This is a genomic window from Kluyvera sp., from assembly GCF_047971185.1.
Taxonomy (GTDB): Bacteria; Pseudomonadota; Gammaproteobacteria; order Enterobacterales; family Enterobacteriaceae; genus Kluyvera.
Genome location: NZ_JBKDZH010000052.1, coordinates 13,341 through 35,331, shown reverse-complemented (window position 1 = coordinate 35,331; position 21,991 = coordinate 13,341). Strand labels below are relative to the sequence as shown.

Annotated in this window: 15 protein-coding genes and 2 pseudogenes; 10 read left to right on the top strand and 7 right to left on the bottom strand. The window is 58.7% G+C overall.

Annotated elements, in window-relative coordinates; translation table 11 throughout:
• Positions 1-2: 2 nt before the first annotated feature.
• Positions 3-2,435, top strand: coding sequence for a bifunctional aspartate kinase/homoserine dehydrogenase II (locus ACK5JN_RS15075; protein ID WP_416870920.1), 2,433 nt, complete (start codon positions 3-5; stop codon positions 2,433-2,435).
• Here the strand turns inward: ACK5JN_RS15075 and ACK5JN_RS15070 are convergent, their stop codons facing one another.
• Positions 2,436-2,816, bottom strand: a complete 381-nt coding sequence (locus ACK5JN_RS15070) for a carboxymuconolactone decarboxylase family protein (protein WP_416870919.1) — start codon at positions 2,814-2,816, stop codon at positions 2,436-2,438. It abuts the gene before it with no gap.
• An 87-nt stretch (positions 2,817-2,903) separates the two neighbouring features.
• Here ACK5JN_RS15070 and ACK5JN_RS15065 point away from each other — a divergent pair, with 87 nt between their 5' ends.
• Positions 2,904-3,797 carry a LysR family transcriptional regulator gene (locus ACK5JN_RS15065; RefSeq protein WP_416870918.1) on the top strand — a complete coding sequence of 298 codons (894 nt, stop codon included), beginning with the start codon at positions 2,904-2,906 and terminating at the stop codon, positions 3,795-3,797.
• A gap of 162 nt (positions 3,798-3,959) precedes the next feature.
• On the opposite strand, the pseudogene ACK5JN_RS15060 reads toward ACK5JN_RS15065, so the two are convergent.
• Positions 3,960-4,282, bottom strand: a pseudogene (locus ACK5JN_RS15060) (cytoplasmic protein); the annotation flags it as partial.
• A 133-nt stretch (positions 4,283-4,415) separates the two neighbouring features.
• On the opposite strand from ACK5JN_RS15060, the gene ACK5JN_RS15055 reads away from it, so the two are divergent.
• The 4 genes from ACK5JN_RS15055 to katG all read left to right on the top strand — a co-directional run bounded on the left by ACK5JN_RS15055 (position 4,416) and on the right by katG (position 10,446).
• The gene (locus ACK5JN_RS15055; protein ID WP_416870917.1) at positions 4,416-5,972 is read left to right on the top strand and encodes a bifunctional metallophosphatase/5'-nucleotidase; all 1,557 of its coding nucleotides are present in this window, start codon (positions 4,416-4,418) and stop codon (positions 5,970-5,972) included.
• A gap of 193 nt (positions 5,973-6,165) precedes the next feature.
• The gene (gene metF / locus ACK5JN_RS15050; protein WP_416870916.1) at positions 6,166-7,053 is read left to right on the top strand and encodes a methylenetetrahydrofolate reductase; all 888 of its coding nucleotides are present in this window, start codon (positions 6,166-6,168) and stop codon (positions 7,051-7,053) included.
• Between the two features lie 87 nt (positions 7,054-7,140).
• Positions 7,141-8,046 (top strand): DMT family transporter, encoded by a 906-nt coding sequence (locus ACK5JN_RS15045; RefSeq protein ID WP_416870915.1) that lies wholly within the window; start codon positions 7,141-7,143, stop codon positions 8,044-8,046.
• 225 nt (positions 8,047-8,271) lie between these two features.
• Positions 8,272-10,446, top strand: a complete 2,175-nt coding sequence (gene katG, locus ACK5JN_RS15040) for a catalase/peroxidase HPI (RefSeq protein ID WP_416870914.1) — start codon at positions 8,272-8,274, stop codon at positions 10,444-10,446.
• A gap of 196 nt (positions 10,447-10,642) precedes the next feature.
• Here the strand turns inward: katG and gldA are convergent, their stop codons facing one another.
• Positions 10,643-11,746 (bottom strand): bifunctional L-1,2-propanediol dehydrogenase/glycerol dehydrogenase, encoded by a 1,104-nt coding sequence (gldA, locus tag ACK5JN_RS15035; RefSeq protein ID WP_416870913.1) that lies wholly within the window; start codon positions 11,744-11,746, stop codon positions 10,643-10,645.
• 131 nt (positions 11,747-11,877) lie between these two features.
• Between gldA and ACK5JN_RS15030 the strand changes: the two are divergent.
• A pseudogene (locus ACK5JN_RS15030) lies at positions 11,878-12,688 on the top strand (RNA-guided endonuclease TnpB family protein).
• 66 nt (positions 12,689-12,754) lie between these two features.
• On the opposite strand, the gene fsa reads toward ACK5JN_RS15030, so the two are convergent.
• Complete coding sequence (fsa, locus tag ACK5JN_RS15025; RefSeq protein WP_416870912.1) at positions 12,755-13,417, bottom strand: fructose-6-phosphate aldolase; 663 nt, start codon at positions 13,415-13,417, stop codon at positions 12,755-12,757.
• 11 nt (positions 13,418-13,428) lie between these two features.
• Positions 13,429-15,930: a phosphoenolpyruvate--protein phosphotransferase gene (ptsP, locus tag ACK5JN_RS15020; RefSeq protein ID WP_416870911.1), complete on the bottom strand. Its 2,502-nt coding sequence runs from the start codon at positions 15,928-15,930 to the stop codon at positions 13,429-13,431.
• Between the two features lie 312 nt (positions 15,931-16,242).
• Here ptsP and ACK5JN_RS15015 point away from each other — a divergent pair, with 312 nt between their 5' ends.
• From ACK5JN_RS15015 to ACK5JN_RS15005, 3 genes are all read left to right on the top strand, one after another.
• Positions 16,243-17,322 (top strand): PTS fructose transporter subunit EIIC, encoded by a 1,080-nt coding sequence (locus ACK5JN_RS15015; protein ID WP_416870910.1) that lies wholly within the window; start codon positions 16,243-16,245, stop codon positions 17,320-17,322.
• Positions 17,323-17,339: 17 nt separating this feature from the next.
• Entirely contained in the window at positions 17,340-17,660 is a 321-nt protein-coding gene (locus ACK5JN_RS15010) for a PTS fructose-like transporter subunit IIB (RefSeq protein WP_163448625.1), read from the top strand.
• 91 nt (positions 17,661-17,751) lie between these two features.
• On the top strand, positions 17,752-18,108 hold the full coding sequence (locus ACK5JN_RS15005; protein ID WP_416870909.1) for a PTS fructose-like transporter subunit IIB: 357 nt from the start codon (positions 17,752-17,754) through the stop codon (positions 18,106-18,108).
• On the opposite strand, the gene ACK5JN_RS15000 is transcribed toward ACK5JN_RS15005, so the two are convergent.
• Complete coding sequence (locus ACK5JN_RS15000; protein WP_416870908.1) at positions 18,095-18,943, bottom strand: helix-turn-helix transcriptional regulator; 849 nt, start codon at positions 18,941-18,943, stop codon at positions 18,095-18,097. The two genes, ACK5JN_RS15005 and ACK5JN_RS15000, sit on opposite strands and share 14 nt — an antisense overlap.
• 100 nt (positions 18,944-19,043) lie before the next feature.
• On the bottom strand, positions 19,044-21,695 hold the full coding sequence (ppc, locus tag ACK5JN_RS14995) for a phosphoenolpyruvate carboxylase (protein ID WP_416870907.1): 2,652 nt from the start codon (positions 21,693-21,695) through the stop codon (positions 19,044-19,046).
• Positions 21,696-21,991: the final 296 nt, after the last annotated feature.

Here is a 21,991-nt window from a genome sequence, read left to right as displayed (position 1 = left end):
ATATGAGTGTGATTGCGCAGGCAGGGGCGAAAGAGCGTCAGCTGCATAAATTTGGTGGGAGTAGTCTGGCGGATGTGAAGTGTTACCTGCGTGTTGCCGGCATTATGGCGGAGTACTCTCAGCCGGGCGATATGATGGTGGTTTCCGCCGCCGGTAGCACCACCAACCAGCTGATCAACTGGCTGAAGCTCAGCCAGACCGATCGCCTCTCTGCGCATCAGGTTCAGCAGACGCTGCGCCGCTATCAGTCCGATCTGATTAGCGGCCTGCTGCCCGCGGAGATTGCCGACGGCATGATTGCCGATTTTATCCACGACCTGGAGCGTCTGGCCGGGCTGCTGGATAACGGCGTCAACGACGCGGTGTATGCGGAAGTGGTCGGCCACGGCGAAGTGTGGTCGGCGCGCCTGATGGCGGAAGTCCTCAAGCTGCAGGGTCTGGACGCCGCCTGGCTGGACGCCCGCGCGTTCCTGCGTGCTGAACGCAGCGCGCAGCCGCAGGTGGATGAAGGGCTGTCGTACCCGCTGCTGCAACAGCTGATGGCGCAGCATCCGGGTAAACGTCTGGTGGTGACCGGTTTTATCAGCCGCAACAATGCGGGCGAAACCGTGCTGCTGGGGCGTAACGGTTCCGACTACTCCGCCACGCAGATTGGCGCGCTGGCGGGCGTTTCTCGCGTCACCATCTGGAGCGACGTCGCGGGCGTCTACAGCGCCGACCCGCGTAAAGTCAAAGATGCCTGCCTGCTGCCGCTGCTGCGTCTGGACGAGGCCAGCGAACTGGCGCGTCTCGCCGCCCCGGTGCTGCACGCCCGTACCCTACAGCCGGTTTCCGGCAGCGATATCGATCTGCAATTGCGCTGTAGCTACACGCCGGATCAGGGCTCGACGCGTATTGAACGCGTGCTCGCCTCGGGTACCGGCGCGCGCATTGTCACCAGTCATGACGACGTCTGCCTGATTGAATTCCGCGTCCCTGCCAGCCAGGACTTTAAGCTGGCGCATAAAGAGATCGACCAGCTGCTCAAGCGGGTGCAGATTCGCCCGCTGGCGGTAGGCGTTCATGCGGATCACCGTTTACTTCAGTTCTGCTACACCTCTGAAGTGGTGGATAGCGCGCTGAAAATGCTGGATGAAGCCGGTTTGCCGGGCGAACTGCGCCTGCGTCAGGGGCTGGCGCTGGTAGCGATGGTCGGCGCGGGCGTCACCCGTAACCCGCTGCACTGCCACCGTTTCTGGCAGCAGCTTAAGGGGCAGCCGGTTGAATTTACCTGGCAGTCGGAAGAGGGCATCAGCCTCGTTGCCGTACTGCGCGCTGGCCCGACCGAAAGCCTGATTCAGGGCCTGCACCAATCTGTTTTCCGGGCCGAAAAACGCATTGGCCTGGTGCTGTTCGGCAAAGGCAACATCGGTTCCCGCTGGCTGGAATTGTTTGCCCGCGAGCAGACTACGCTTTCGGCGCGTACCGGTTTTGAATTTGTACTGGCCGGCGTGGTGGACAGCCGCCGCAGCCTGCTGAGCTATGAAGGGCTGGATGCCAGCCGCGCGCTGGCCTTCTTTGAGGATGAAGCGGTTGAACAGGACGAAGAGTCGCTGTTCCTGTGGATGCGCGCGCACCCGTACGACGACCTGGTGGTGCTGGACGTCACCGCCAGCCCGCAGCTGGCCGATCAGTATCTCGATTTCGCCAGCCACGGTTTCCACGTCATTAGCGCCAACAAGCTGGCCGGGGCCAGCAGCAGCGACAAATATCGCCAGATCCACGACGCCTTCGAGAAAACGGGCCGTCACTGGCTGTATAACGCCACCGTCGGCGCGGGCCTGCCGGTTAACCATACCGTGCGCGACCTGATTGACAGCGGCGACAGCATTCTGGCCATCAGCGGTATCTTCTCCGGTACGCTCTCGTGGCTGTTCCTGCAATTTGATGGCACCGTGCCGTTTACTGACCTGGTCGATCAGGCCTGGCAGCAGGGGCTGACCGAGCCGGACCCGCGCGTCGACCTTTCCGGTAAAGACGTGATGCGTAAGCTGGTGATTCTGGCGCGTGAAGCGGGTTACGATATCGAACCGGATCAGGTGCGCGTGGAATCGCTGGTGCCGGCGCACTGCGAAGAAGGCTCAATCGACCACTTCTTTGAGAACGGCGATGAGCTGAACGAACAGATGCTGCAGCGTCTGGAAGCCGCCCAGGAGATGGGGCTGGTGCTGCGCTACGTGGCGCGTTTCGACGCCAACGGCAAGGCGCGCGTCGGTGTGGAGGCGGTGCGTCAGGAACATCCGCTGGCCTCGCTGCTACCGTGCGATAACGTCTTTGCCATCGAAAGCCGCTGGTATCGCGATAACCCGCTGGTGATCCGTGGGCCGGGCGCCGGTCGTGACGTCACCGCCGGGGCGATTCAGTCGGACATTAACCGCCTGGCGCAATTGCTGTAACTAGCGCTTGCCGTTCGCCGCAAAAACCTCTTTTGCGGCGAACAGGCCGTTGAGCGCCGCCGGAAATCCCGCGTAAACCGCCATCTGCATAATCACTTCAATAATTTCTTCCTGCGTTAAGCCCACGTGCAGCGCGGCGGCGATGTGCACTTTCAGCTGCGGTGCGGCGTTGCCCATGGCGGTCAGCGCCGCGACGGTGGCGATTTCCCGGCTGCGCAAATCTAAGCCTGGGCGGGCGTAAATATCGCCAAAGGGAAATTCCAGCAGATAGCGGGCGAAGTCCGGTGCGATCTCTTTCAGGCTCTGCACGACGGCGTCTCCGCCTTTGCCATCAACCTGTTGCAGCATTTTCTGACCGGTAATATAGCGTTCTGAATCCATGATAAGCCCTCGTTGTTTAGCGTATGAGGGGAGGATAGAGCGCGTGGATCCGTTTGGATAATACCGATTCCGTGATACCTTTTTGGTATGACAACATCCCCTTTACACTCTCTGGATATCCGCCTGCTGCGCTACTTCGCGGTGGTGGCGGAAGAGAACAACGTGCGCCGCGCGGCAGAGCGACTGTTTATGTCGCAGCCGCCGCTGAGCCGCCATATTCGCCAGCTGGAACAGCGGCTGGGGGTCACGCTGTTTGTCCGCCATACCCGAGGGTTAACGCTTACCCCAGAGGGGCAGCGGGTGCTGGCGATTGTCCGCCCGCTGCTGGCGCAGCAGGACAGCGCCTATGCCGCGTTGAGCAAACTGTCGCAGGCCGAAGGCGCATCGCTGCGCTTAGGGCTGACCACCGCCTTCGAGCAGGATTTTTTTACCCCGCTGGAAACGCGGCTGGCGGCGCGGGTTGAGACGCTGAATGTCGTGCGCCACGGCTCGCCGGAGCTGGTGCGCCAGCTGCGACGGGGCAAAATTGATGCGGCGCTGGTGGCGCTGCCGCTGGAGACTACTGGATTAAGCGTGATACCGCTTAATCGCCAGGAGCCGCTGATTGCGGCCTTGCCGGCACAGTGGCCGGAGTCGGCGCAGGCGTCATTAACGCTGCAAGCGCTCGCTAGCCGCCCGCTGTTCTGGTTTAAGCGCGAGCGTAACCCTGCCTTCTTCGACTTTACGCGTGAGATTTTCCACCGTGCGGGCTACGCGCCCGTTCGGATTGAAGAACCGCTGGAGCACGAGGTGCTGCTGGCGCGCATCGCCCGGGGTGACGGGGTAAGCCTGTTTCCCGCCTCGTTCGCCGCCATCCAGCGTCAGGGCGTGGTGTTCAGGCCCGTTGAGGAGGCGGCGCTGTGCCTGCGGTGCGGGCTGGTGATACCGCCAGAAAATGCGCCGCGTTTTGAATGGCTGATTACTATGGCGCAGACGGCGTAACTCGCTGAGTATTATAGTTATCTGCCAGGTTTTGTAGCAGTTGCGTTACGCGCTGCGCGCAATAGCGGGCGCTGTGCTGACATTCCGGTTGCTGCATTAACCAGCGCAGGAAGTGGTGGCTGGCCGCCAGGCTTATTTCGCTGGCGCGGCCACCTGCCTCAGCTGTTTGGGCGTCCAGACCTTTTTGCAGTGCTGGTGCTGAAGCCGCTGGCTGCCACCGGGATTGTGCCCGTAATGAATGGTCTCTTTTTGATAACAGCAAGGGCAAAAAAAACCGTACTCGCGAGCGGTGTGCGTCAGGCACGCCGCAGCCCAGCGTGCAAACTCACCGTCGTTGAACAGGGGAGGATAGCTGCCGCACGCTTTACAGTGCAGCGCGGGGTAGCCAAGCCGATAGTCCGGCCAGCAGCAGTCCGGCGACGCCGCCAGGCCTAAATTGCGACAACCAAACGTTTGCAGGCATTGATTGTGAACGGCGAGGTCATGGGCTCACCAACGATTTCAGCAGGTTGTTGATATTGCCCGGCGCTTATCCCTGCCCGTTGTGAGGCTTCTCACATAAAAAACCCTTTCAGAACGTAACGTAGCGATTCCTCCTATGACGAAAAGGAATTGACGATGAAATTAAAGGTTATTGCCGCCGGCATTCTGCTTACCCTGCCGTTCTGGGCATCGGCAAAGGATGTCACCATTATCTACACCAACGATCTGCATGCTCACGTAGAGCCTTACAAAGTACCGTGGATTGCCGATGGCAAAAGAGATATTGGCGGCTGGGCAAATATCACCACGCTGGTGAAGCAGGAGAAGGCCAAAAATAAAGCGACGTGGTTTTTTGATGCGGGAGACTACTTTACCGGGCCGTACATCAGCAGCCTGACCAAGGGTAAGGCGATCATCGATATTATGAATACCATGCCGTTTGATGCCGTCACGATGGGGAATCACGAGTTCGATCACGGCTGGGATAACACGCTGCTGCAGCTGAGCCAGGCAAATTTCCCCATTGTTCAGGGCAATATTTTCTATCAGAACAGCAGCAAAATGTTCTGGGATAAGCCGTACACCATTATTGAAAAAGACGGCGTGAAGATTGGCGTGATTGGCCTGCACGGCGTGTTTGCTTTCGACGACACAGTTTCTGCCTCGACGCGCGTAGGTATTGAAGCTCGCGATGAGGTGAAGTGGCTGCAACGTTATATTGATGAGCTAAAAGGGAAGGTCGATCTTACCGTGGCGCTGATTCATGAAGGGACTCCGGCGCGCCAGTCCAGCCAGGGGAGTACCGATGTGCGTCGCGCGCTGGATAAAGATATCCAGACCGCCAGCCAGGTGAAAGGGCTGGATATCTTAATCACCGGCCATGCTCACGTTGGCACGCCGGAACCGATTAAGGTGGGGAATACGTTGATTCTCTCCACCGATAGCGGCGGGATTGACGTGGGCAAACTGGTGCTGGATTACAAAGAAAAACCGCATGACTTTACGGTGAAAAACTTTGAGCTGAAAACCATTTTTGCCGATGAGTGGCAGCCGGATCCACAAACGAAGCAGGTGATTGATGGCTGGAATCAAAAGCTCGATAAAGTGGTGCAGCAAACGGTGGTCCGCGCGCCGGTAGAGCTGACCCGTGCCTACGGTGAGTCTTCCTCTCTGGGCAACCTGGCGGCGGACGCGCTGATGGCCGCGGCGGGTAAAGATACCCAATTAGCCCTGACCAACTCTGGCGGCATTCGTAATGAAATTCCGGCGGGGGAGGTCACAATGGGCGGCGTTATCAGCACCTTCCCGTTCCCTAACGAGCTGGCAACGATGGATCTGACGGGCAAGCAGATTCGTCGCCTGATGGAGCACGGCGCGAGCTTAAGCAACGGCGTGTTGCAGGTCTCCAAAGGCCTGGAGATGCAGTATGACAGCAGTAAACCTGTCGGCCAGCGGGTGACGGTGTTAACCCTTAACGGTAAGCCGATTGACGATGCGACGGTTTATCACATCGCGACCAACAGCTTCCTGGCCGATGGCGGCGATGGTTTTGCTACCTTTACGGAAGGCAAGGCGCGCAATACGTCAGGGGGATACTATATCTCTAATGCGGTAGTCGATTACTTCAAATCTGGCGGTCAGCTGTCTGAAGAGCTGTTGAACGGCATGCGCGTGAAGGATGTGAAGCACTAAGCAGGTCCGCTGCGGCGGTTACCCGCCGCAGCGTATGATGAGCTTTTTTCATCTTCGCTGAAGATTACTCACTTTTTAAGCCGATCTTTCTATTGACGCCCGTCTCCTTTTGCGGCATTTTTACATCCAGACGTCTAAACGGATAGATGTTTACAACACAACAATAATGACACGCGATTGATAGAGGTAAGGTATGAGCTTTTTTCACGCCAACCAGCGGGAAGCGCTGAATCAGAGTCTGGCCGAAGTGCAGGGGCAGATTAACGTTTCTTTCGAGTTTTTCCCGCCGCGCACCAGTGAAATGGAGCAAACCCTGTGGAACTCCATCGATCGCCTGAGCAGCCTGAAGCCGAAATTTGTGTCGGTGACCTACGGCGCCAACTCCGGCGAACGTGACCGTACGCACAGTATCATCAAAGGCATTAAAGACCGCACCGGTCTGGAAGCCGTCCCGCACCTGACCTGTATCGACGCCAGCCGTGACGAACTGCGCGCGATTGCCCAGGATTACTGGAACAACGGTATTCGCCACATTGTGGCCCTGCGCGGTGACCTGCCGCCGGGCAGCGGCAAGCCGGACATGTACGCCGCCGACCTGGTCACGCTGCTGAAAGACGTCGCCGATTTTGATATTTCCGTCGCCGCCTACCCGGAAGTGCATCCGGAAGCGAAAAGCGCCCAGGCCGACCTGCTGAACCTGAAACGTAAAGTGGATGCCGGTGCGAACCGCGCCATCACCCAGTTCTTCTTCGACGTCGAAAGCTACCTGCGCTTTCGCGACCGCTGCGTCTCGGCGGGTATCGACGTGGAAATCATTCCGGGGATCCTGCCGGTCTCCAACTTCAAGCAGGCGAAAAAGTTTGCCGACATGACCAACGTGCGCATCCCGGCGTGGATGTCGACGATGTTTGAAGGGCTGGACGACGACGCGGAAACCCGCAAGCTGGTGGGCGCCAGCATCGCCATGGACATGGTGAAAATCCTCAGCCGTGAAGGGGTAAAAGATTTCCACTTCTACACCCTGAACCGTGCGGAAATGAGCTACGCCATCTGCCATACCCTGGGCGTGCGCCCGGCGTAATATCCCGCCTTCCCTGGAAAAGCCCTGTGTATGCAGGGCTTTTGCGCAGTATAGTAATGGTCATCACATCACCGTTACGGACCTACCATGACTACCGAAGGGAAAAGCAATCCGCTGGCGCTTATTGGCCTGCTGGTGCTGACGCTCATCTGGAGCTACAGCTGGATTGCGATGAAACAGGTGACGCTCTACATCGGCGCCTTCGACTTTACCGCGCTACGCTGCATCTCCGGCGCACTGCTCCTGTTTATCGTTCTACTCCTGCGCGGACGCGGCATACGCCCCACGCCGTTTGGCTACACGCTGGCCATTGCCCTCCTGCAAACCTGCGGCATGATTGGCCTTGCACAGTGGGCGCTGATGAGCGGCGGGGCCGGGAAGGTGGCGATTCTGACCTATACCATGCCGTTCTGGGTGGTGATCATGGCGGCGCTGTTTCTCGGCGAGCGGATGCGGCGGCTGCAGTATGCGGCAATCGGCGTGGCGGCGGTCGGCCTGTGTCTGGTGATGCAGCCGTGGCAGCTGGACTTCACTTCGCTGAAAAGCGCGCTGCTGGCCATCCTCTCCGGGATGAGCTGGGGAGCAAGCGCTATCGTTGCCAAACGCCTGTATCAGCGTCATCCTGGCCTCGACCTGCTGGCGCTAACCAGCTGGCAGATGCTGTATGCCGCGGTGGTGATGAGCGTGGTGGCGCTGCTGGTGCCGCAGCGGCCGATCGACTGGCAGCCGGGCGTGTTCTGGGCGCTGGGCTACAGCGCCATTCTGGCGACGGCGCTGGCCTGGAGCCTGTGGCTGTTTGTGCTGCGCAACCTGCCGGCCAGCATTGCGAGCCTGAGTACGCTGGCGGTGCCGGTGTTTGGCGTGCTGTTCTCCTGGTGGTTACTGGGTGAAAGGCCTGACCTGCTGGAAACGGCGGGTATCGCGCTGATTGTTTTCGCGCTGGCGGTGGTGAGCCTGAAAAAACGTGCGGCTCAGGCCCACCGTACCCGCTGAGACACAATAAAGCCTTGCATTTTGAGTGGGTTATTGTTGGTTTCTCCCACCCGGTCACAGTCCTTCCCCTCTTTCTATGCAAATATGGGGCCGACCTGCGCAAAAATTCCTCTCTGACAAGGGAAAAATAAGAGGAATTAACTATCAAATCCGTGGGTCATTTCAGCTATAACTTATCAGCAGGGGTGTATATCTTAATGATAAATACTGTAAGGGAGCATAGTGATGAGCACGCCAGACGATATCCAGAACGCAGGTAAATGTCCTTTCCACCACGGAAGTGGTCACGATCAGAGCGCAGGCGCGGGCACCAGTAGTAAGGACTGGTGGCCGAAACAGCTTCGTGTCGATCTACTTAATCAGCATTCCAATCGGTCCAACCCGCTGGGTGAAGACTTCGATTATCGTAAAGAATTCAGCAAATTAGATTATTCAGCGTTGAAGGGAGACATTCGCGCGCTGTTAACCGATTCGCAATCCTGGTGGCCTGCCGACTGGGGAAGCTATGTGGGGCTGTTTATCCGTATGGCCTGGCACGGGGCGGGCACGTACCGTTCAACCGACGGGCGCGGCGGCGCAGGTCGTGGTCAGCAGCGCTTTGCTCCGCTGAACTCATGGCCGGATAACGTCAGCCTGGACAAGGCGCGTCGTCTGCTGTGGCCTATCAAGCAGAAATATGGCCAAAAAATCTCCTGGGCTGACCTGTATATTCTGGCGGGTAACGTGGCGCTGGAAAACTCTGGCTTCCGCACCTTTGGTTTCGGTGCCGGGCGTGAAGACGTCTGGGAACCGGATCAGGACGTGAACTGGGGTGATGAAAAAGCCTGGCTGGCGCACCGCGACCCGGAAGAGCTGGCAAAACGCCCGCTGGCAGCGACCGAAATGGGCCTGATTTACGTCAACCCGGAAGGGCCAAACGCCAGCGGTGAACCGCTGTCGGCCGCCTCGGCGATTCGCGCCACCTTTGGCAACATGGGGATGGACGACGAAGAGACCGTGGCGCTGATCGCCGGTGGCCATACGCTCGGTAAAACTCACGGTGCGGGAGAAGCCACGCATGTGGGGCCAGATCCTGAAGCCGCGCCGATTGAATCGCAGGGCCTGGGCTGGGCAAGCACCCACGGCAGCGGCTCCGGCGCAGACGCCATCACCTCCGGCCTGGAAGTGGTCTGGACGCAAACGCCGACCCAGTGGAGCAACTACTTCTTCGAGAACCTGTTCAAATACGAATGGGTACAGACCCGCAGCCCGGCTGGCGCTATTCAGTTTGAAGCGGTAGACGCGCCGGAAATCATCCCGGATCCGTTCGACCCGTCGAAAAAACGTAAGCCGACGATGCTGGTTACCGACCTGACGCTGCGCTTTGACCCGGAATTCGAGAAAATTTCCCGTCGTTTCCTCAACGACCCGCAGGCGTTTAACGAAGCCTTTGCCCGCGCGTGGTTCAAGCTGACCCACCGTGATATGGGGCCGAAAGCGCGTTACATCGGGCCGGAAGTGCCGAAAGAAGATCTGATCTGGCAAGACCCGCTGCCGCATGCGTTCTTTAACCCAACCGCAGAAGATATTGCCAGCCTGAAGGCAGAAATCGCTGCGTCTGGTCTTTCTGTGAGCGAGCTGGTGTCGGTGGCCTGGGCATCCGCGTCCACCTTCCGCGGCGGCGACAAGCGTGGTGGTGCCAACGGCGCACGTCTGGCGCTGGCTCCGCAGCGTAGCTGGAACGTTAACGCCACCGCGGCGCGCGTACTGCCGGTGCTGGAAGGCATCTATAAATCGGCGCACAAAGCGTCGCTGGCCGATATCATCGTGCTGGCGGGCGTCGTAGGCGTTGAGCAGGCAGCGAAAGCGGCCGGGGTTAGCATCAACGTACCGTTCACGCCAGGCCGCGTTGATGCGCGTCAGGATCAGACGGATATTGAGATGTTTGAACTGCTCAAGCCGATTGCCGATGGTTTCCGTAACTACCGCGCCGCGCCGGGTGAAGCGACCACCGAATCGCTGCTGATCGACAAAGCGCAGCTGCTGACGCTGACCGCGCCGGAAATGACGGTGCTGGTAGGCGGTATGCGCGTGCTGGGCGCGAACTTCGACGGCAGCCAGCACGGCGTGCTGACCGACAACGTCGGCGCGCTGACCACGGACTTCTTCGTGAATCTGCTGGATATGCGCACCGAGTGGAAGGCCACGGACGAAACGTCTGAGCTGTTCGAAGGCCGCGACCGCGCAAGCGGTGAGGTGAAATACACCGCAACCCGCGCCGACCTGGTGTTTGGCTCTAACGCCGTACTGCGCGCGCTGGCGGAGGTTTATGCCTCCAGCGATGCCAAAGAGAAGTTCGTGAAGGACTTCGTGGCGGCATGGGTGAAAGTGATGAACCTGGACCGTTTCGATCTGCTGTAAGGTGGGTTTGACGGTATAAAAAATCCCCGCGAAAGCGGGGATTTTTGTTGGTAGGGTGCGGGATTTCCCCTCACCCCGGCCCTCTCCCCAAAGGGGCGAGGGAGAAAAGCGGTCTGCGCAGATTTTGAACGCTGTATTCACAAACCGCACTAAACGGTCCCCTCTCCCCCGTGGGGAGAGGGTTAGGGGGAGGGGGTTACTCCCACTCGTGCAGAAAACGCTGCCCATACTGGTCGGCAACCAGCAGCGCCGCGTACACGCGGTCAGGATCCGCGCCGCCAGGCATGTTGTGAATGGTTTCCCCTTCCGCGCAGGCCGCTTCCGCCACCAGGCGCATTTTCGCCGGAATATCGTCTTTAATATCCAGCTGCGCCAGAGTGATCGGTAGACCAACGCTGTGGCACAGCGCGGCAACGGTTTCAATTTCTTCTACCGATGCGTTTTCCAGCACCAGCTGGGTCAGCGTACCGAACGCCACTTTCTCACCGTGATAGAAGTGATGCGCGTCCGGGATGGCCGTCATGCCGTTATGGATGGCGTGCGCCGCCGCCAGGCCGCCGCTTTCAAAACCAACGCCGCTGAGGTAGGTATTGGCTTCAATCACGCGCTCCAGCGCAGGCGTGACCACGTGCTGCTCGGCCGCCAGCATCGCTTTTTCACCTTCTTCAATCAGCGTGTTGTAGCACAGTTCAGCCAGCGCCAGTGCCGCCTGAGTGCATTTACCGCCCGCCATGGTGGTGGCACCGCTGCGCGAGCAGGCGCGGGCTTCAAACCAGGTGGCCAGCGCATCGCCAATCCCGGCAGCCAGCAGACGCGCCGGGGCGCCCGCCACGATTTTGGTGTCGACGATCACCATGTTCGGGTTATGCGGCAGCATCAGGTAGCGGTCAAATTCGCCATCGTCGGTGTAGAGCACGGAGAGCGCGCTGCACGGGGCATCGGTGGAGGCGATGGTCGGGACAATCGCTACCGGTAGATTCATAAAGTGGGCCAGCGCTTTAGCGGTATCCAGCGTTTTCCCACCGCCGATACCCAGAATGGCGCTGCATTTGGCGCTATTCGCCACGTCCTGCAGCCGGTTGACTTCGTTCTGCGAACACTCGCCGCCGAACGGCGCAATCTCAACGGCCAGCCCGGCCTCGCTCAGGCTTTTGCGCAGCGTCTCTTCGGCAAATCCCAGTACGAATTTGTCGCCCACGACCAGCCAGCTGTTGGCCATCGGCTTTAAGTAATCACCCAGGCGAGTGATAACGTTAGCGCCCTGAATATACTTACCTGGTGATTGAATAATGCGATCCATACATTTCTCCCTTACCGTTGATGCGCGTAAAGCCTCGCCCAATCGGACGGGGATATAAGCGCGGTAACTGCGTAACATTCGTTGACCTTCGTCAATATGGCTTACAAGTTTCAGCGTATTTTGCAAGCCCTATGAAACGCGCATATAAATTTCGATTCTATCCAACACCCGATCAGGTTGAGCTATTGACTCAAACGTTCGGTTGCGTGCGTTTTGTCTACAATTCAATCCTTCGCTGGCGCACTAATGCGTACTATGAACGCCAGGAGAAAATTGGCTATCCTCAAGCCGATAAGCGACTGACAGCCCTGAAAGCCATGCCGGAATATACTTTCCTGCGCGATGTTTCAGCCGTGCCACTCCAGCAAGCCATACGCCACCAACAGGACGCATTTAAAAACTTCTTCGCCGGACGTGCCGCATACCCGGCATGCTGCTAAATACGCGGCATGCCTGGCGCTACTCCAGCGCCGTTTAAGCAAAAAGGCCAAAGGCTCGAAAAACCGCGCCAAAGCCCGCTTAAAATTTGCCCGAATCCACGCGAAAATTGCCGATTGCCGAATGGATGCCTTGCACAAGGCCTCCCGCAAACTGATTAACGAAAACCAAGTTGTCTGCGTCGAATCCCTGAAAGTGAAGAACATGATCCGCAACCCGTCGCTGTCCAAAGCGATAGCAGACGCGAGCTGGCGCGAACTTGTGCGCCAGCTCCAGTACAAAGGCGAATGGGCTGGGCGGTCAGTGGTCGCCATTGACCCGTTTTTCCCGTCCTCAAAACGCTGTAGCTGCTGCGGTTTCACCATGAAGAAAATGCCTCTTGATGTGCGTAAATGGTCTTGTCCTGAATGCGACGCAGACCATGATCGTGACGTTAACGCGGCCCGTAATATCAAAGCTGCCGGGCTGGCAGTGTTAGCCCATGGAGCGACTGTAAATCCTTAACGCCATCACTGGCGCTAAGGTAGGTTGCGTTGAAGTGGGAATCCTCGCCCTTTAGGGCGGGGGCAGTCAAAGGTTCAGATTACCAAATGCGTTTTTCCAGTCTTGCTCGAACTTCTCTATAGCTGACTCTACTGCGGGCGTGCCGAGCATTTGTTGCGCTACATCTAAAGGAAGGGTGATGGCTTCACATCCGGCCAATAAACAGTCCAGCGCCTGACGCGGGGTTTTGAAGCTGGCGGCCAGCACTTTGCTGTCCGGCGTGTGCAGTTCCAGCAAAGTCTGTAACTCCTGAACCATGCGAATACCGTCGCCGCCCTGGGCATCCACGCGGTTGACGTACGGCGCGACGTATTTCGCGCCCGCCAGCGCCGCCAGCAGCCCCTGCGAGGCGTTGTACACGGCGGTACCTAATGTGGGGATGCCCTCTTTTTTCAATATCTTGATGGCAGCCAGCCCTTCAGCGGTGACCGGCACTTTCACGACAATACCGGGAACGGCCGCGTTCAGGCGGCGTGCGTCCTCAACCATACCTTCCGCCGTGCGGCTCATGGTCTGGGCGAACAGCGTGCCATTGTCGCCCATCGCTTTTTTCAGGCGCGGCAGCACGTCCCAGATGGACTCACGGCTAGCGGCAACAATACTCGGGTTGGTGGTCACGCCAACAATCGGGAAGATGCGCGCCAGACGTTCAACTTCCTGCACGTTGGCGGTATCCAGATACAGTTCCATGTTCTTTCCTCTTAAAGTTCCAGTTCGTGTTGCAGCAGGCTGGCGATAGCGTCGGCAGAGTCGGCGTTAACCAGCGCGTTGCGGAATTCTTCATGCATGATGCGGCGGGCCAGGCGCGAGAAGATGCGCATATGCTGGTCGCCCGCGGCGTGTTTGTTGAGCGTGAGCATAATGATGAACTGCGCCTCTTCATCGCCCCAGGCGACGGGCGCGGGCAGGCGTGCGACGCTGATGGTCGACTGTTCGATATGCTCAGACTTGCTGTGCGGGATGGCGAAGCTGAAGCCCAGACCGGTGGAGAACACCGCCTCGCGCGCCCACAGGTCGGCCTCGAGCTTACGCGGATAGCGGCAGCGCCCGGCGAGCAGCAGGTTATCGGTCATGCCTTTCAGCACCTCTTCTTTGCTGCGCCAGTCGTTATCCAGCGAAATGCAGCGCGGGGTAATCAGCGGCGCGTCCTGCTGGCTCATGCGGAACTGCGCCAGCAGATGCTCCACCTCCAGCGAGGTGCGGCAGGCCATCGCTTGATTGAGCAACTGGCGGCAGGCGCGGCTGTCGAGCTGGGCCAGGCGCGCTTTGGTGGCCGGAATCGACGGCGCGCTCATGCTGATTTCGTCCAGCCCCAGCCCGACCAGCAGCGGCAGGACCGAGCCTTTTGCCCCCAGCTCGCCGCACAGGCCGATCCATTTCCCCTGGCGATGCACCGCCTGAACGGCGTAGTCGAGGGCGCGCAGGAAGGCCGGATTCAGACTGTTGTAGTGACGGGTGACTTTGGCGTTATCGCGGTCAACCGCCAGCAGGTACTGCGTCAGATCGTTGCTGCCGATGCTGAAGAAATCGATCTCTTCACAGCACTGGTCGATGATAAACATCACCGACGGCACCTCCAGCATGATGCCCAGCGGGATGCGCTCATCAAACGGCACGTGCTCGCTGCGCAGCTGCTGTTTGGCTTCGGCCACTTTCTCTTTGACCCACAGGATCTCTTCCATCGAGGAGATCATCGGAATCATGATTTTCAGGCTGCCGTGCGCCGAGGCGCGCAGGATGGCGCGTAGCTGGGTGGTGAACAGCGAGGCGTATTCTTCATAAATACGTACCGCACGGTAGCCAAGGAACGGGTTGTTTTCCGCCGGAATATTGAGGTAATCCACCGGCTTATCGCCGCCGATATCCATGGTGCGGATAATAATGCTGCGCCCGTTTGCCGACTCCAGCGCCTGGCAGAAGATATTGTACAGCTCGCTTTCGCCCGGCTCGCTGGCGCGGTCCATATACAGCATTTCGGTGCGGAACAGGCCGACCGCTTCCGCGCCGTTGCCAAAGGCGGCCTGCGCCTCGACGGAGTGGGCAATATTGGCCGCCACTTCCAGGCGAATACCGTCGGCGCTGCGCGCCTCTTTATTCAGCCACACGCTCTGCTGCTCGCGGATGGCGGCCTGGACGCGCGCCTCCTGCTGGTAATAACGGCTGACGGCCTCCGTTGGCGCGACAATCACCGCGCCCGCGTTGCCGTCGAGATAAATCGCCTGATTATGCCACGGTGTCAGGGCGTCAATGTCCACGCCAACGAGGGTAGGTATGTTAAACGAGCGGGCGAGAATTACCGTATGCGACGTTGTGCCGCCGCTTTGCAGCAGCAGGCCTTTCAGCAGGGTTTTGTCCAGTTCGAGGAACTGGCTTGGCGTCAGCTCTTCCGCCATGCAAATTGCCGGTTGGGTAAGCTGGCCCGGTGCCGGGAAGCGCTGTTCGCCATAAATGTGCTGTAACAGCTGGAAGCCGACGTCGCGAACGTCCAGCGCGCGCTCTTGCAGATAGCTGCTGCTGGAGCGGGCGAACTCGGCGCAGAAGTGGTTGGTGCTGTCGATAATCGCCTGGGCGCAGCTCAGCCCGCGATTGACGCCCGCCAGCAGATGCTGTCGCAGCGAGGTGTCGGTAGCCAGCGAGCGGTGTGCCTCAAGAATGGCGCTGGCGGTGCTGTCGCTATCCAGCAGGCGTAGTTCCAGCGTTCTGACTAGTCGCGTCAGGCCGCCGTCCAGCGCGGATTGCTCCTGTTCCGGGCTTTGGGCGTCGGGCAGAGGACCGAGGTTATTGAGATCCAGCGCGGCCAGAGGCGTTAATACGCCGCCCGCGCTGCCGTTACACACCGGCAGCGCGCGGAACAGCGTCGGGTTCAGGCGCGTCAGGGATTCCGGCAGCGGATCCTGTTCAACGCTGGCTACCTGCGCCAGCGGCGCATCGCACAGCGGAAATTCGTCTTTCAGCCAGCCAGACAGGCGTTGGTGGGCGGCCTGTTCATCAGCGCCGTTAATGAGTAACCGGCAGCTATCGCCCGCCAGCGTGTCGGTGCCGATAATCGCCAGCGCGCTTTTGGCGTTGCCTTTACGGTCGGTGCGCAGGTTATGCCACTCAATATCGCAGCGAAAGGTATTGCACAGCGTTTCGACATGGCTGGCCGGACGGGCATGCACGCCATTCGGCAATTCACAGATAAATTCAACCACCAGGGCCATAACCTTCTCTCCCAAATCATTCGATATGGGTAACAGCATAGGGGGCATGTTATTGGCGCTGCTATCTGACATTTATGTCAAAAACTGGATAAATGTATGGTCTGCTGGAAAATGCGAGCCATCTCACAGGTTGCCGTAAGGGCTTATAAAGAGGGAAATGGCGAGAACTTTTGAGGTCGCTCGCATTTTTCTTCTGACATTACAAAAATCCAGTAAATGCACTTTTTATCCACTGTCTGTGCCGTCGCCAATTGCCTATTGTTTGCCACAACACCTTAATGGACATGGGCCGAAGAAGCCCAGGAGCGACTGATGAAAGAATTGGTGCACATACTCAAAAACACCCGTCAGCATTTGATGACTGGCGTGTCGCACATGATCCCGTTTGTGGTTGCGGGCGGTATTTTACTGGCGGTCTCCGTCATGCTGTACGGCAAAGGGGCCGTACCGGACGCGGCCACCGATCCTAACCTGAAAAAGCTGTTTGATATTGGCGTCGCGGGCCTGACGCTGATGGTGCCGTTCCTCGCCGCCTACATCGGCTATTCCATCGCCGAGCGCTCCGCGCTGGCACCCTGCGCCATCGGCGCGTGGGTAGGCAACAGTTTTGGTGCGGGCTTCTTCGGCGCGTTAATCGCCGGGATCATCGGCGGCATCGTCGTCTACTACCTGAAGAAAATCCCGGTGCACAAAGTATTGCGCTCGGTAATGCCTATCTTCGTGATTCCTATCGTCGGCACCTTCATTACCGCAGGGGTGATGATGTGGGGGCTGGGCGAACCGGTCGGCCTGCTGACCACCAGCCTGACCCACTGGCTGCAAGGGATGCAGCAGGGCAGCATCGTGGTGCTGGCGGTGATTATGGGCCTGATGCTGGCGTTCGATATGGGCGGCCCGGTGAACAAAGTGGCCTACGCCTTTATGCTGATTTGCGTTTCGCAGGGTGTCTATACCGTGGTAGCGATTGCTGCCGTCGGTATCTGCGTGCCGCCGCTGGGCCTGGGGCTGGCGACGCTGATTAACCGTAAGAACTTCAACAATGAAGAGCGCGAAGCCGGAAAGGCGGCGCTGGTGATGGGCTGCGTGGGCGTGACCGAAGGGGCGATTCCGTTCGCCGCCGCCGACCCGCTGCGCGTGATCCCGTCCATCATGCTGGGCTCCGTTTGCGGTGCGGTCACCGCCGCGCTGATGGGAGCGCAGTGCTACGCCGGGTGGGGCGGTCTGATTGTCCTGCCGGTGGTGGAAGGCAAGCTGGGCTATCTGCTGGCGATTGTCGTCGGTGCGGTGGTGACTGCCGTCAGCGTTAACCTGCTGAAAAGCGTGGCGCGTAAGAACAAGAAAGCGGTTGTCGAAAAAGAAGATGACCTGGATTTAGATTTCGAAATTAACTAATTGAGAAGGTAGAGATTATGACCAATATTATTGCGGTAACGGCCTGTCCTTCCGGCGTAGCACACACCTACATGGCCGCGGAAGCGCTGGAAAGCGCGGCCAAATCCAAAGGCTGGAACGTGAAGGTAGAAACGCAGGGGTCGATTGGTCAGGAAAATGAGCTGACCGCCAGCGACGTCGCGGCAGCGGATATGGTCATTCTGACCAAAGACATCGGCATTAAATTTGAAGAGCGCTTCACCGGGAAAACCATTGTACGCGTCAATATTAGCGATGCAGTAAAACGCGCCGACGCTATTATGAATAAAATCGAGGCACACTTAGCGCAGAGCGCATAAGCATTATCTCGATATTATAGGTACTTACAGACTGGCGGGCGCGAAAAAGTTTTTGCGCCCGCCAGCGTTTGTTTTCTGCAAGGAGGGGACGATGACGGCAACGAGCGGACGATTGTTAGTGGCGGTAACCGCCTGCGTAAGCGGCGTGGCCCATACCTATATGGCGGCGGAACGTCTGGAAAAACTCTGTCAGCAGGAAAAATGGACCATCAAAATAGAAACCCAGGGCGCGCTGGGCATTGAAAACGCGCTCACGGAAGAGGACATCCGCCGCGCCGATGCGGTGCTGCTGATTACCGATATTGAGCTGAACGGCGGCGATCGCTTTATCCAAAGACGCTATGTGCAATCGGGTATCAGCGCCTTTCTACGCGAGCCGCAGAAGGTGATGAGCGCGGTGCGTAAGCTGCTTTCCGCCCCGCAGCATACGCATATTATTCTGCCGTAGTCAGCTGGCTGTGGTACTGGCGACGGTACTCTGACGGCGAGCGCGCGGTGTTTTTGCGAAACAGGCGGCAGAAGTAGTTGCTGTCGACAAAGCCACAGGCGTGGGCGATCTCTTTAACCTTCAGGTCATAGCCCTTCAACAGCCGTCTGGCGTGCTCCAGACGGGTGTGGTTGAGGTATTCATTAAACCCCATAATGCCGCTTTTCTGGAACAGGTGCGAAAGGTAGTTTGGCGAAATGTAGAACGCCTGCGCCACCGATTCGCGGGTGAGCGGTTCGGCGAAGTGGGCGTCGATATATTCACGAATGGCGTCGAACAGCGCCTGGCTGCGTGAAGCGGTCTGGATCTGGCTGCTTAGCAGGTCGGCGCAGTGGCTGATAAGGCTGGTGGCAATCAGCCGCGCGGTTTGCTGCTCCTGCGGCTGCATCTGGATTTCGCTCATGGTTTGCAGTAGGAACGAGCCGACGCGCGGCCCGCGACGGGCGACGTGCTGTTTCGCCAGATTCGTCAGGCGGAGGCCATCCCACTGCTGGACGCTAAACCCCAGCTGCTGCTTGCCGAACAGAATGCTCAGCGTGGTGGCGGGTTCCAGCCAGTGCGGGTAATTCCAGCCGCCCGCGGGGACGTACAGCGCATCCAGCGCCTGCATGGGCGTATCGTCATCACCCAGCCCGGCGTCGGCGAGCTGCCCTTCCAGCAGGATCTCCAGGCGCGGGAAATCGACCTGGAAAGCCATGTCGGGAATGGGCGTATGATTTCCGGCAAACCCGATTTTTTGCAGCGGGGTGGTGCCGGAGGCAATGCGCGAAAGCAGTGGGTTGATGTCGAAAAACATGAGGCTCCCTGTCGTGATGAACAACAAAGAGACCTTAACTGAGGGCATAAAAAAAGGCCACAAAGAATGTGGCCTTTTGGGATGTCAGCGTCCCGATGAATTAACCGGTGTTACGCATACCCGCCGCGACGCCGGCAATGGTAACCATCAGCGCCTGCTCGACGTTAGGATCCGGCTCCTGGCCTTCCTCTTCCGCTTTACGCGAACGGTGCAGCAGTTCAGCCTGGAGCACGTTCAGCGGGTCGGTGTAGATGTTACGCAGTTGGATGGACTCGGCGATCCACGGCAGGTCGGCCATCAGGTGCGCGTCGTTCGCGATATCCAGCACCACTTTGATGTCGGCTTCCAGCAGCTCGCGCAGTTCGGTACCCAGCGCCCACAGCTCCGGTTTCACCAGGCGCTGGTCGTAATATTCCGCCAGCCACAGGTCGGCCTTCGCGTAGACCATCTCCAGCATGCCCAGACGGGTAGAGAAGAACGGCCAGTCGCGGCACATGGTTTCCAGCTTGCTCTGCTTACCGTCTTCCACCACTTTTTGTAGCGCCGCGCCGGCGCCCAGCCAGGCGGGCAGCATCAGACGGTTCTGCGTCCAGGCGAAGATCCACGGGATGGCGCGCAGCGACTCCACGCCGCCGGTCGGGCGACGTTTAGCCGGACGCGAACCCAGCGGCAGTTTGCCCAGCTCCTGCTCCGGCGTGGCGGAACGGAAGTACGGCACGAAATCTTTGTTTTCACGCACGTAGCCGCGATACATCTCGCAGGAGATATCCGACAGCTCGTCCATGATGCCGCGCCACTCTTCTTTCGGCTCCGGCGGCGGCAGCAGGTTCGCTTCCAGAATGGCGCTGGTGTACAGCGACAGGCTGCTGACGGTCACTTCCGGCAGACCGTATTTGAAGCGGATCATCTCGCCCTGTTCGGTCACGCGCAGGCCGCCTTTCAGGCTGCCCGGAGGCTGAGAAAGCAGCGCTGCGTGGGCCGGTGCGCCGCCGCGGCCGATAGAACCGCCACGGCCGTGGAACAGCGTCAGCTCAATGCCGGCTTTTTCACAGGTTTTGATCAGCGCGTCCTGCGCCTGGTACTGCGCCCAGGACGCGGCCATGACGCCCGCATCTTTCGCGGAGTCAGAATAGCCAATCATCACCATCTGTTTGCCCTGGATAAAGCCGCGATACCAGTCAATGCTGAGCAGTTGGGTCATCACGTCGTCGGCGTTGTTCAGGTCGTCCAGCGTTTCAAACAGCGGCGCGACCGGCAGCGCGAAGGTAATGCCCGCTTCTTTCAGCAGCAGGTGTACCGCCAGCACGTCGGACGGCGTTTTCGCCATTGAGATAACGTAAGCGGCGACGGAACCGACCGGTGCGTCGACGATCGCTTTACAGGTGTTGAGGACTTCACGGGTATCGTTGCTCGGCTCCCAGCTGCGCGGGAGAAGCGGACGCTTGGAGTTCAGTTCGCGGATCAGGAAGGCCTGTTTGTCGGCTTCTGACCAGCTTTCGTAATCGCCGATGCCCAGGTAGCGGGTCAGCTCGCCCAGCGCTTCGGTATGACGGGTACTTTCCTGGCGCACGTCAATGCGCACCAGCGGCACGCCGAAACACTTCACGCGGCGCAGCGTATCGAGCAGCTCGCCGTTGGCGATAATGCCCATGCCGCAGGCCTGAAGTGATTTATAACAGGCGTACAGCGGCTCCCACAGCTGCTCGTTCTGGCTAATCAGACCGGCAGGTTTCGGCAGACGCTGGCCTTTCAGGCGCGCTTCCAGCCAGGCCTGGGTGGCCATTAGCTGACTGCGCAGGTTTTTCATCAGATAGCGGTACGGTTCGGTTGCGCCCGCTTCGCCAACCAGCTCGCGCAGCTCGTCGGTGCATTCCACCATCGACAGTTCAGAAATCAGGACCTGAATATCTTTCAGGAACAGATCGGTCGCTTTCCAGCGGCTCAGCAGCAGCACGTGGCGGGTAATTTCGGCGGTGACGTTCGGGTTGCCGTCGCGGTCGCCGCCCATCCAGGAGGTGAAGCGTACCGGCACGAAATCCACCGGCAGGCGGTAGCCCAGATTCGCTTCAAGCTGTTCGTTCAGCTCGCGCAGGTAGTTTGGCACGCCTTCCCACAGGCTGTTTTCCACCACCGCAAAGCCCCATTTGGCTTCGTCAACCGGGCTTGGGCGATGTTTACGAATTTCGTCGGTATGCCAGGACTGGGCGATCAGCTGGCGCAGACGGCGCATCACCTGATTGCGTTCGTAGTCGGCAATATCGTTATTATCGAGCTGTTTCAGGCAGTTGTTGATTTCGCCCATCTTGTGGATCAGCGTACGACGGGTGATTTCTGTCGGGTGCGCGGTCAGCACCAGTTCCAGCGACAGCGATTCAACGGCTTTTTTAATCGTAGTTTCGTTGAGATCGGGTTGGTCTTTGAGTTTACGCAGGGTACGGGCAATCACTTCCGGGTTGCTTGCCGCTTCGCCTTTCGGCGAAATGCTGTGGTACTGCTCGGCGGTGTTGGCCAGGTTCAGGAACTGGCTGAACGCGCGGGCGACCGGCAGCAGTTCATCGTTGGACAGGTTCTGCAGCGTGGTGAGCAGCTCCTGGCGGTTAGCTTCGTTGCCCGCGCGTGAGGACTTGGACAATTTGCGGATCGTTTCTACACGGTCAAGAATGTTCTCGCCAAGCGCATCCTTAATGGTATCGCCTAGCACTTTACCGAGCATACTGACATTACTACGCAACGCGGAATATTGTTCGTTCATTAACCCAGACACCCCATCTCATTTTATTTTGTTATATCCCAGCCTTTGGAACGTAAGGGCGGGATAAAGACACCTCTTTTATAAAGCCACGTAAAACCCCTTACGTCAATTGCTGCGAAATCGCTTCAGCAAACGAATAAATCGCGACAATTTACGAAAGTTAATTCGCTTCGTGCCAGATAAGAAATGCTTATGAAAATGTGAAGGCGATCGCGGGTTTGAGATGCCGGATGGCGCTGCGCGTATCCGGCCTACAGGCGGAGGTAGGCCCGGTAAGCGTAGCGCCACCGGGCAGA

Excerpts from the sequence above, each read along its gene's own strand:
- ACK5JN_RS15075 (WP_416870920.1), top strand. The coding sequence starts at position 3 with ATGAGTGTGATTGCGCAGGCAGGGGCGAAAGAGCGTCAGCTGCATAAA.
- ACK5JN_RS15070 (WP_416870919.1), bottom strand. The coding sequence starts at position 2,816 with ATGGATTCAGAACGCTATATTACCGGTCAGAAAATGCTGCAACAGGTT.
- ACK5JN_RS15065 (WP_416870918.1), top strand. The coding sequence starts at position 2,904 with ATGACAACATCCCCTTTACACTCTCTGGATATCCGCCTGCTGCGCTAC.
- ACK5JN_RS15055 (WP_416870917.1), top strand. The coding sequence starts at position 4,416 with ATGAAATTAAAGGTTATTGCCGCCGGCATTCTGCTTACCCTGCCGTTC.
- metF (WP_416870916.1), top strand. The coding sequence starts at position 6,166 with ATGAGCTTTTTTCACGCCAACCAGCGGGAAGCGCTGAATCAGAGTCTG.
- ACK5JN_RS15045 (WP_416870915.1), top strand. The coding sequence starts at position 7,141 with ATGACTACCGAAGGGAAAAGCAATCCGCTGGCGCTTATTGGCCTGCTG.
- katG (WP_416870914.1), top strand. The coding sequence starts at position 8,272 with ATGAGCACGCCAGACGATATCCAGAACGCAGGTAAATGTCCTTTCCAC.
- gldA (WP_416870913.1), bottom strand. The coding sequence starts at position 11,746 with ATGGATCGCATTATTCAATCACCAGGTAAGTATATTCAGGGCGCTAAC.
- fsa (WP_416870912.1), bottom strand. The coding sequence starts at position 13,417 with ATGGAACTGTATCTGGATACCGCCAACGTGCAGGAAGTTGAACGTCTG.
- ptsP (WP_416870911.1), bottom strand. The coding sequence starts at position 15,930 with ATGGCCCTGGTGGTTGAATTTATCTGTGAATTGCCGAATGGCGTGCAT.
- ACK5JN_RS15015 (WP_416870910.1), top strand. The coding sequence starts at position 16,243 with ATGAAAGAATTGGTGCACATACTCAAAAACACCCGTCAGCATTTGATG.
- ACK5JN_RS15010 (WP_163448625.1), top strand. The coding sequence starts at position 17,340 with ATGACCAATATTATTGCGGTAACGGCCTGTCCTTCCGGCGTAGCACAC.
- ACK5JN_RS15005 (WP_416870909.1), top strand. The coding sequence starts at position 17,752 with ATGACGGCAACGAGCGGACGATTGTTAGTGGCGGTAACCGCCTGCGTA.
- ACK5JN_RS15000 (WP_416870908.1), bottom strand. The coding sequence starts at position 18,943 with ATGTTTTTCGACATCAACCCACTGCTTTCGCGCATTGCCTCCGGCACC.
- ppc (WP_416870907.1), bottom strand. The coding sequence starts at position 21,695 with ATGAACGAACAATATTCCGCGTTGCGTAGTAATGTCAGTATGCTCGGT.